Here is a 9137-nt window from a genome sequence, read left to right as displayed (position 1 = left end):
TGCCGCTTTTTTTATGATATCTCGCTCCATACGGGCTTCTGCCAGCTCTTTACGGAGCTTCGTCACTTCCGCCTCCAGCTCCGGCACGGTACGGCTACCAGGTGCCGCTTTGGGCGCTGTGCCACGCTTTGCGGCGGCCACCCAATTGGCCAGCGTTCCCTTGGGTATCGTCAGGCGATGGGAAGCATCGTCCAGCGTCAGCCCCTGCGTCAGAACCAGCTTGACCGCTTCCTCACGAAGCTCCGGCGTGTATGTTTTTTGGCGTTTCATAAATTCTCCAGTTGGTGAAGCTTACCAAACAGGAGTGTCCGAAAAAGTCAGGGTACCTCAGTGGACGCTGGCACCTACGTGCGTGCTCCCGCTGGAAGGGCTGTCCACATTTAACGACGCAGCCGAACTTGGCATGCTGATGCGGACCGGTATCAGATCAACACTGCCCGCTATGCGCTATGCGCTTGTCGCGGTAGACCCAGTCCTCGAGTCGTCCTACGCCGGTTTCGTGATCTTGATGGGTAGGCTGGACGCTTACTAAACTGCGCCGACGATCGGACATTCCAAAGGCAGATCAGCAGCTCATACGAGATAATTTGTGATTATCCAATGCGTGAATGCCGACGAAAGAGGCGCCTGGGCGTCTAATGTTATTACGTACTATGGCAGTATGTATCCTAGTATGAAATTTCGGCGGAGGCTGTATGGCGCGGGCAGGTGTGTATTTTTCCGATGTGAAGCGGGCGCGGGAGAGCCTCATCGCGAAAGGACGTCGACCCTCAATCGACGCCGTGCGTGCAGAGCTGGGCGACACTGGATCGAAGACGACGATTCATAAATATCTTAGGGAACTCGAGGCGGAGGAAGGCGCGCAAGGCCAGCCAGTGAGCGAGGCAATCCTCGCGTTGATCACGCAGTTGGCAGATCAGTTGAAGGCCGATTCAGATGTCGTCGTGCAAGAAATGCGCGATCAGGCAGCCTCTGAGCGCACACAGCACGAACGAGAAATCTCCGCGCAACAATCTCTCCTGGCAGAGGAGCAACAACGCAATGCCGACCTTACTGGCAAGCTCAACGTCGTACAGCAGCAACTAGATGCTGTCCAGAGGCGACTTCAGGAGGAGCAGATAGCCCGGCACACGGCCGAACAGCGCGCCGCGGATCTTGGAGAGCGCCTGGCGGATGCAGAACGACACCAAACGTCCCTGGAAGATAAACATAAGCAGGCCCGAGACGCACTCGATCACTTCCGTACGGCGTCGAAAGAACAGCGTGACCAGGAAGGCCGGCGGCATGAACATCAGATTCAGTCGCTACAATTGCAACTGCGGGAGGCCCAGCAGTCGACAGTCCTCAAGCAGGAGCAACTGACCCAGCTGAACAAGGAGGCCGCGAGCTTGGTTGCGGAGTTAAGCGCGGTAAAACAGGCACTTTACGGCGAGAAGGAATCTAGCCGAAGCCTCGCTCGCAAAGTCGAGCAATTGCATACTGCCGAAGCGCGAGCGGCTGCGGCCGAGGCACAGGCGGGCGCAAGTCGAGCCCGTGCCGTTGAGCTCGAGGATGCTTTGGTTAGAGCAAACGAGCTTTGTAACGAGCTCCGCCAGCAACAGGCTGGAATGCAGGCGCAGCTGGAAAGTGTACGAAGTGCCAGTACACTGGAGCAGCGCATTGCAGAATTGCAGCAGGCCGTGTTCGGTAAAGATGCTGCCAAGCCCACCGACATGGGGAAGCCCGGCCCCAAAGAACCCAGCGAATAAGGGACGCCGGGAACGACAGCCCGGCCGTCCTACCTCAGGGCAAGGATGCGGCGTGCTCCGTTGAGTACGATTGCCGCGATCACCGCCCCCACCACCAGGTCTGGATACGCGGAACCCGTCCAGGTGACCAGCACGCCGGCGACGATCACGCCCAGGTTGGCGATCACGTCATTCGCAGAAAAGATGTAACTGGCCTTCATGTGCGCGCCGCGATCCCGCTTCTTCGCAATCAGGACTAGGCAGGCCACGTTCGCAACCAGTGCGATCGCACCTACGCTCATCATCAAGGACGACTCCGGATCGCTACCGAACAGGAAACGCCGGATCACCTCGGCAAGCGCCCCGATCGCCAGGATCATCTGCAGCCAGCCGGCGAGATGTGCGGCGCGCGTCTTCATCGACACCGCCCGACCCACTGCGTACAAGGCCAGCCCGTAGACTGCTGCATCGGCAAACATGTCCAGCGAATCCGCAACCAGGCCGGCCGACTGCGCGATCAGGCCCCAAGTCATCTCGACGAAGAACATCACGGCATTGATGGCCAACAGCAAGCGCAGGGTGCGTGCCTCAGAGGCGTCGCCTGAGGCGTCGGCGCCTGGCAGCGGCACTGCGGTGATGCGCCTCGATTCCAGGAGCTTCGTGCCCAGGCCCAAGGGGCCGAGCTTCTCCACGATCTGCTGGGCATCGCCGGCGTGCACGACGCGAAGCTGACGCCCCGACAGATCAAAGTCGAGCGACTGGATGCCATCGATGTCCGCCAGGGCCATGCGGATCATGTTCTCCTCCGATGGGCAATCCATTTTCGGGATGCCGAGTGTGCTTTCGAACATGGAGGCGGCATCGTGCGAATCACTAGGCAGCGGGTTGCTTGCACTCAGCTGGGCGCCAAGGTTTAGCGGGGCCAATGCGCTCAGAATGTTTTCCGCAGGACCACGGTGGTCCACCGTGAGGATCCGTGCGCCCAGGTCGAACGACAGCGTTTCAATGCCCGCTACCTTTCCCAAAGCCATGCGGATCAGGTTTTCTTCGGACGGACAGTCCATTTTAGAAACAGACAAGACGCTACGCGCGCGCTCTGCTGCGGCCATATTGGGGTCGTTATTCATAGGGGCACTCCTGATCAATCCCGGCAGCTTAAACCTTGAAGTCACTTGAACGTCAAGCGGGACCGATTTCAACAGCGCGTCGGCCTATTGGCGCGGATGCAGCGCCTCGATGATCCGGCAATCGGCCACAGCGCCGCCCTGGCAGGTAGTCAGCCATGAGGACAGGTGCTCCTTGAGGGCCATGAGATCGGCAATTTTCTGCTCGATAGTTCTGAGGTGCTCTGCAGTCATCGTCATTACTTCGCAACAGTCCGCGTCTTGCTGGCTTGAAAACGCCAACAGGCTACGCACCTGCTCGACCGTAAATCCGATTTCGCGCGCTCGTCGAACAAATGAGAGCCGAGAAAGATCGGCGCTGTCGTACTTCCGATAATTCCCTCCTGTGCGTACGGGTGCGGAAAGCAGTCCAATCTTTTCGTAGTAGCGGATAGTCGCTGCGGGTGTCTCGGCAGCACTGGCCAGTTGGCCGATCGAGAATGAGGAAGACATATGGCTTGACCTTGAAGTGACTTGAAGGTTTATAAAGTCTGCTTGCCCATCCGTCAAGAAGTTCCAATCATGCGTTTCCGACTTCCTATCGCCCTCGCGTTAGTATCGCTTGCCGCGACGTCCATGGTTCCTGCCCAAGCCCAAGCCCAAGGCACAGTGATGACGCTTGCCGACGCGGTAGCCAAGGCCCAGCAGCGAGCGCCTGCGCAGCAGGCAGCTGACGCCGCGCTGCGCGCAGCCGAAGCCAATACCCAGGTGGCGGCGCAGCTGCCAAATCCGTCGCTTTCTTACGAGGCTGAGAACGTAATGGGCTCGGGCCGATATGCCGGTTTTGGCGGCGGAGAGCGAACCCTGTCCTTGTCCGTGCCTCTGGAACTGGGTGGCAAGCGAGAGGCGCGGCGCAAGGTGGCATCGGCCGAGCGCGAAGCCGCAGTATTGACTGTCGCTGCGACGCGCGCGGATGTCACGCAACGCGCTACAGAGGCGTTCATCGCTGCAGTCGGGGCGGCACACCGGGCGGAAGTGGCCCGTAGCGGGTACGATCTCGCTGCAAAAGCCGCACACGCTGCCGGTGAGCGGGTTCGTGCAGGCAAGGCGTCTCCTATTGAAGAGCAGCGGGCCGATGTCGTTCAAATCAATGCCCAGGTCAAGCTGGACAAGGCTGAGCGTGCCCTCGGTGTCGCCCATGCGATTCTGGCACGTATTACCGGTAGCTCGCTTCCGCTTTCCCTTGCTGCCAGCTGGTTCGAATCTTCAGACCTGATGCCCGTGATCCCTGCGGCAGCACAGTCGCCGTTTGTCGCGGCGGCACAGGCGCAGGTTCTGGCAGCAAACGCCCGCGTGGACGCAGCTCGGCGCGACCGCATCCCGGATCTGACGCTGACAGCCGGCACGCGGCGTTATGGCGACTCTCCCGACAGGGCAGCCGTGGTTGGCATCTCGATTCCTCTGCCGCTGTTCAATCCGGGCGCGGCTGCCCTTGGCAAAAGTCGGGCAGATTACGAACGCGCACTAGCCGAGCGGGATGCCGTGGCTGAGGAGGCTAACGACGACCTACTACGTGCCGAAACAGAGGTGGCAGACGCGGCAGCGCTTGCACGTGCGGCCACCGGGCCGGCTCTTGCTGCCTCTCAAGAGGCAGCGCGCATCGCGCGAATTGGCTATGCGGAAGGAAAATTTCCCCAGCTCGAGCTGATCGATGCAGAACGCTCGCTTGCTGAAACGCGCGAAGTTGCAGTCGATGCACTGTCGGCGCTTCATTTGGCACGCGCCCGCCTGGCCCGGCTGCGCGGCAGCACGACTCCCATCTACAAGGACTGATCCATGAATGCAGTAATCCGATTGGGCGTGTACGCCGCGATCTTCGCCGTCAGCGCGTGTTCGCGCGCCCCAGAACCTGGCCCAGCCACGCCAGCACACGCCGAAAAGGGGGAAACAAAACCTCGTGCCGAAAAGGAGGGCGCCGCCGAAGAGGCGAACGCGGCGGGCGAAGAAGCGCATTCCGACCATGTAAAGCTGAGCCCAGACCAGATCAAGGCCGCCGGTATCGATGTCGGCGCCGTGCGGCGTGATTTCGCAGGCGCTGTCGGTGGCCCGGGCGTCATTATCGCCGACCCGCAGCGCTCGGCGTCGGTCAGCAGTTCTGTAAGTGGCAGGGTTTTGGAAATTCGCAAGAATCTCGGCGAGGCGGTAGCGCGCGGCGACATCCTTGCTGTCATCGATAGCAGGGAAATGGCGCAATTTGCAGCCGAGGCCGCTCTGGCGCGTCGCCAGCGCGATCTGGCCGATGCCACCTTCCAGCGGGAAGAACGTCTCTTCAATGAAAAAGTGTCGTCGCGGCAGGAGTACGAGCTTGCCCGCGCGGCCCGTGATGAAGCGCGCACACGTGCGCGCCTTGCCGAACAACAGCTGGCGACCACGGGTGGCGGCAGGGACCAGTCAGGCCGGTTGCTCGTGCGTTCGCCGTTTGCCGGGGTCGTTACCGCCCGGCAAATCGCCCTGGGCGACATTCTTGAGCCAGGTGCAAAGCTCTTCGAAGTGGCAGACCTGCGCACCTTGTCGGTCGAGCTGTCCCTCGCACCCGCCGATGCGTCGCGGGTTGCGGTCGGCGCAGCTGTCGACGTGACCGGAGACAGCCGAACAGCGGCTGCGAGGCTCGGGTACCTGTCGCGTATTTTGGATCCGGAAACCCGTCAGGTGCGCGCCATTGCGTCGATTTCTGATCCGGGCACCCACTGGCGGATCGGTGAAACAGTGACGGTATCGATCGCGTTAGCAAGCGGAGGAGGGGAGAAGGCACTGGCCATCCCTGCCACGGCGGTGCAAACGATCGAGGACAAGCCAAGTGTATTCATCCGGGACAAGGACGGCTTCGCCATCCGCCACGTCACTCTTGGTCCACAGGCGGGTGGGTACCTTCCCGTGAAGTCCGGGCTGGATGGATCTGAAAGCATTGCCACTAGCAACACATATATCTTGAAAGCCGAGCACGGCAAGGGCGAGGCGGGAGAAGACCATGACTAAGCTTGGCAAGGCGGCTGGTCGACCGGAGCGCACGGCATGATCGCAAGCATCGTCAACTTTTCGGTGTCACGCCCGTGGCAAGTGCTGCTTGCAACGCTTTTCTTTTCTATTCTGGGAGCATTGTCCCTGGTTCGGCTGCCGATCGATGCGGTACCGGACATCACCAACACGCAGGTTCAGATCAACGTAGTTGCGCCGGCGCTCGCGCCTGCCGATGTGGAACGCCAGGTCACCTACCCCATCGAAACAGCGTTCTCCGGCATTCCAGGGCTTGAATCCACCAGGTCGCTGACCCGGCATGGTTTCGCCCAGGTCACGACCGTGTTTAAGGACGGCACCAATATCTATTTTGCGCGGCAACAGATTGCCGAGCGGCTGCGTTCAGTTGAAGCTTCGCTGCCGCCAGGCGCGAGCGTCAGCGTTGGTCCGATTGCAACTGGATTGGGCGACGTGTACATGTGGACCGTCGAGTTCGCCAATACCCACACCGGAAAAGGCGGGGCCGGTATGGCTTCGGACGGTACTTACATAACCCCCGAGGGCGAGACCTTAAGGACGGCGACCGAGAAGGCCACCTACCTGCGCACGGTACAGGACTGGATCGTGGCCCCGCAGCTGAAGAATACTCCCGGCTTGGCCGGCGTCGATGTCATTGGCGGTTATGTCAAGCAGTACGTGGTCACGCCCGACGCCCGCCGACTCGCCGCCTTCGGTATCAGTTTGACGGCACTTGCCGAGGCGCTCGAACGCAACAATACGAGCGCCGGTGCCGGCGTCGTCCTCCAGAACGGTGAAGCGCTGACGGTGCAGGCCGATGCGCGTTTCAGCACCTCGGCCGAGCTTGCCAAGGCAGTGATCGCTACCAGGAGCGGCGTGCCGGTGCTGTTGTCGCAGGTGGCCACCGTCGGTATCGGCCAGGAAATGCGATTTGGATCGGCATCCGAAGCGGGCGTCGAGGTCGTGGTCGGTACTGCGGTCATGCGCATCGGCGAGAATAGTCGGGCCGTCGCGGCCGGCGTCGACGCGCGGCTCAAGGAGATCGCGCGCTCCCTGCCGCCTGGATTGGTTATCAAGCCGGTGCTCGATCGTACCCGGCTCGTTGATGCCACCATCCGCACGGTCGCCACCAACCTGACGGAAGGTGCGTTGTTGGTGATCGCGGTCTTGTTTGCCTTACTCGGCAACCTTCGTGCGGCGCTGATCGCTGCAGCCGTTATTCCGATCACGATGCTGCTTACTTCGGCAGGCATGTTGCAGGCGGGCGTGTCGGCCAACCTGATGAGCCTGGGTGCGCTCGACTTTGGACTGATCGTCGATGGGGCCGTGATCATTGTCGAGAACGCGTTACGGCGGATCGGGGAGCAGCAACAGGCAAGCGGCAAGCTGCTCGGCAAAAAAGAGCGCCGGGACGTGGTCGCTGCGGCTGCGCGGGAGATGATCAGGCCGAGCGTATATGGCCAAGCCATTATCATGCTTGTCTACTTGCCCCTACTGACGTTCCAGGGTGTAGAAGGGCGCATGTTCGCCCCGATGGCGGTGACGGTGATTCTTGCACTCGCGTTCGCTTTCGTCCTTTCGCTGACCTTCGTGCCGGCGGCGATCGGACTCTGGTTGTCGCGCCACGTGCGCCACGAGGAGAACCGCGTGGTTGCCGCCGCTGCCCGGTCGTACGCCCCCTGGCTCGACCGTGCGATGGCAAAACCCAAGCTCACCGCGGGGCTTGCCATCGGTGGGTTCGCGGGCGCCCTGGTCCTGTTCCAGACCCTGGGCCAGGAATTCCTGCCTACACTCGATGAACAGGATGTCCTCCTGCAGGTGGCCCGCATCCCTGGCACTTCGCTCGACCAAAGCCAGCAAATGCAGTTTGCGGTCGAGAAGGCAGTTGCGAAACTGCCCGAGGTGAAGCTCGTATTTTCGCGCACCGGCACTGCTGAACTCGCCGCCGATCCCATGCCGCCGAACATTACCGATACCTTCGTGATCGTAAAGGATCGTTCGCAGTGGCCCGAACCTTCGATGAGCAAGGCGGAGCTGGTCGAGAAGATCGAGCACGCGGTTGCGGATATTCCGGGACAGAACTATGAGCTCACTCAGCCAATCCAAATGCGCTTCAATGAGTTGTTAGCCGGCGTGCGCGGCGATATTGCTGTGAAAGTTTATGGCGACGACTTCGCGAGCATGTTGAGCACTGCTGAACAGGTCGCGGCGCAGCTCCGCACGGTAGAAGGGGCTGTCGACGTCCGCGTCGAACAGGTCGAAGGCTTGCCTTTGCTGGCGGCCCGGCCGAACCGCGATGCCATGGCACGCGTCGGACTGACTGCGCAGGACGTGTTCGACACCCTGGCTGCTGCAGTCGCCGGCCGCGAGGCTGGGATGGTGTATGAAGGCGATCGCCGGTTCGATGTGGTTGTCAGACTAAATGATGCAGCCCGGAATGACGTCGAGGCCCTGCGGCAAGTTCCGGTCCTGACCCCATCCGGTGCGTTCGTTCCCCTGGGCAGCGTGTCAACGCTGGAGATCGGAAAAGGACCGAATCAAATCAGCCGCGAAGATGGCAAGCGCCGGGTTGTCGTTCAGGCCAATGTCCGCGGCCGTGACATCGCTGGCGTCGTCGAGGATGCACGCGCCGCGATCGACGCGAAGGTCAAGCGGCCGGCGGGTGTATGGCTCACTTGGGGCGGCCAGTTCGAGAACCTCGAGCGAGCTCGCATGCGTCTTGCGGTCGTGGTGCCCGCCTGTTTTGCCCTCATCGCCGTGCTGCTGTACTCCGCGGTCGGATCGTGGCGAGGCGCCGCAGTCGTATTCACCGGGGTGCCGCTCGCCCTGATCGGCGGAATTGCCGCGTTATGGATGCGGGGAATGCCATTCTCGATTTCGGCAGCGGTAGGCTTTATTGCCCTATCTGGTGTTGCGGTACTGAATGGGCTGGTCATGATTGGTGCGATTGACGATCTGGCAAAAACTCGGCCTTGGAATGAAGCGGTGAGGGCTGGAGCGCTGCGCCGGCTGCGCCCTGTCCTGATGACGGCGCTAGTTGCTTCGCTCGGCTTCGTTCCGATGGCGGTGGCCAACGGCGCCGGAGCTGAGGTGCAGCGGCCCTTGGCCACCGTCGTCATTGGAGGATTGTTCTCGGCCACTCTGCTGACCCTGTTTGTGCTCCCGTCGCTCTATGCGTGGCTGGGACGCCCGAAGCACGACGATCAGGCATAGTGAAAATGGCGTGATCGGGATAGAATTAGAGTGTAAGCAAGGGCGCCATGGATTTCGGCGA

At 61.3% G+C, this 9137-nt stretch carries 7 protein-coding genes; 4 read left to right on the top strand and 3 right to left on the bottom strand.

The genetic code is table 11. The features are described from left to right. Window positions 1-270: transposase (locus BM031_RS16995; protein WP_143084630.1), on the bottom strand; the 270-nt coding region annotated here is incomplete at its 3' end. Between the two features lie 425 nt (window positions 271-695). Between BM031_RS16995 and BM031_RS16985 the strand changes: the two genes are divergently transcribed. Next, complete coding sequence (locus BM031_RS16985; RefSeq protein WP_091875749.1) at window positions 696-1748, top strand: DNA-binding protein; 1053 nt, start codon at window positions 696-698, stop codon at window positions 1746-1748. Between the two features lie 29 nt (window positions 1749-1777). Here BM031_RS16985 and BM031_RS16980 read toward each other — a convergent pair whose 3' ends face one another. Beyond that, on the bottom strand, window positions 1778-2854 hold the full coding sequence (locus BM031_RS16980) for a cation efflux transmembrane domain-containing protein (RefSeq protein WP_229408957.1): 1077 nt from the start codon (window positions 2852-2854) through the stop codon (window positions 1778-1780). A gap of 84 nt (window positions 2855-2938) precedes the next feature. Beyond that, the gene (locus BM031_RS16975; RefSeq protein ID WP_091875748.1) at window positions 2939-3343 is read right to left on the bottom strand and encodes a MerR family transcriptional regulator; all 405 of its coding nucleotides are present in this window, start codon (window positions 3341-3343) and stop codon (window positions 2939-2941) included. Between the two features lie 159 nt (window positions 3344-3502). Here BM031_RS16975 and BM031_RS16970 point away from each other — a divergent pair, with 159 nt between their 5' ends. From BM031_RS16970 to BM031_RS16960, 3 genes are read left to right on the top strand one after another with little or no spacing between them, the layout of a single operon-like run. Beyond that, window positions 3503-4663, top strand: a complete 1161-nt coding sequence (locus BM031_RS16970) for a TolC family protein (protein WP_218147616.1) — start codon at window positions 3503-3505, stop codon at window positions 4661-4663. A gap of 3 nt (window positions 4664-4666) precedes the next feature. Continuing rightward, window positions 4667-5866 carry an efflux RND transporter periplasmic adaptor subunit gene (locus BM031_RS16965; protein WP_091875746.1) on the top strand — a complete coding sequence of 400 codons (1200 nt, stop codon included), beginning with the start codon at window positions 4667-4669 and terminating at the stop codon, window positions 5864-5866. Between the two features lie 36 nt (window positions 5867-5902). Beyond that, window positions 5903-9076 carry an efflux RND transporter permease subunit gene (locus tag BM031_RS16960; RefSeq protein ID WP_091875745.1) on the top strand — a complete coding sequence of 1058 codons (3174 nt, stop codon included), beginning with the start codon at window positions 5903-5905 and terminating at the stop codon, window positions 9074-9076. Window positions 9077-9137 lie beyond the last annotated feature (61 nt).

It is taken from the genome of Massilia yuzhufengensis, assembly GCF_900112225.1.
GTDB lineage: Bacteria > Pseudomonadota > Gammaproteobacteria > Burkholderiales > Burkholderiaceae_D > Telluria > Telluria yuzhufengensis.
Note: the sequence above shows the minus strand (reverse complement) of the source record. Positions and strands in the feature narration are given on the sequence as shown.

Bases quoted from the DNA above. Each gene is read 5' to 3' on its own strand.
- BM031_RS16970 (WP_218147616.1), top strand. From the start codon at position 3,503: ATGACGCTTGCCGACGCGGTAGCCAAGGCCCAGCAGCGAGCGCCTGCG.
- BM031_RS16980 (WP_229408957.1), bottom strand. From the start codon at position 2,854: ATGAATAACGACCCCAATATGGCCGCAGCAGAGCGCGCGCGTAGCGTC.
- BM031_RS16985 (WP_091875749.1), top strand. From the start codon at position 696: ATGGCGCGGGCAGGTGTGTATTTTTCCGATGTGAAGCGGGCGCGGGAG.
- BM031_RS16975 (WP_091875748.1), bottom strand. From the start codon at position 3,343: ATGTCTTCCTCATTCTCGATCGGCCAACTGGCCAGTGCTGCCGAGACA.
- BM031_RS16960 (WP_091875745.1), top strand. From the start codon at position 5,903: ATGATCGCAAGCATCGTCAACTTTTCGGTGTCACGCCCGTGGCAAGTG.
- BM031_RS16965 (WP_091875746.1), top strand. From the start codon at position 4,667: ATGAATGCAGTAATCCGATTGGGCGTGTACGCCGCGATCTTCGCCGTC.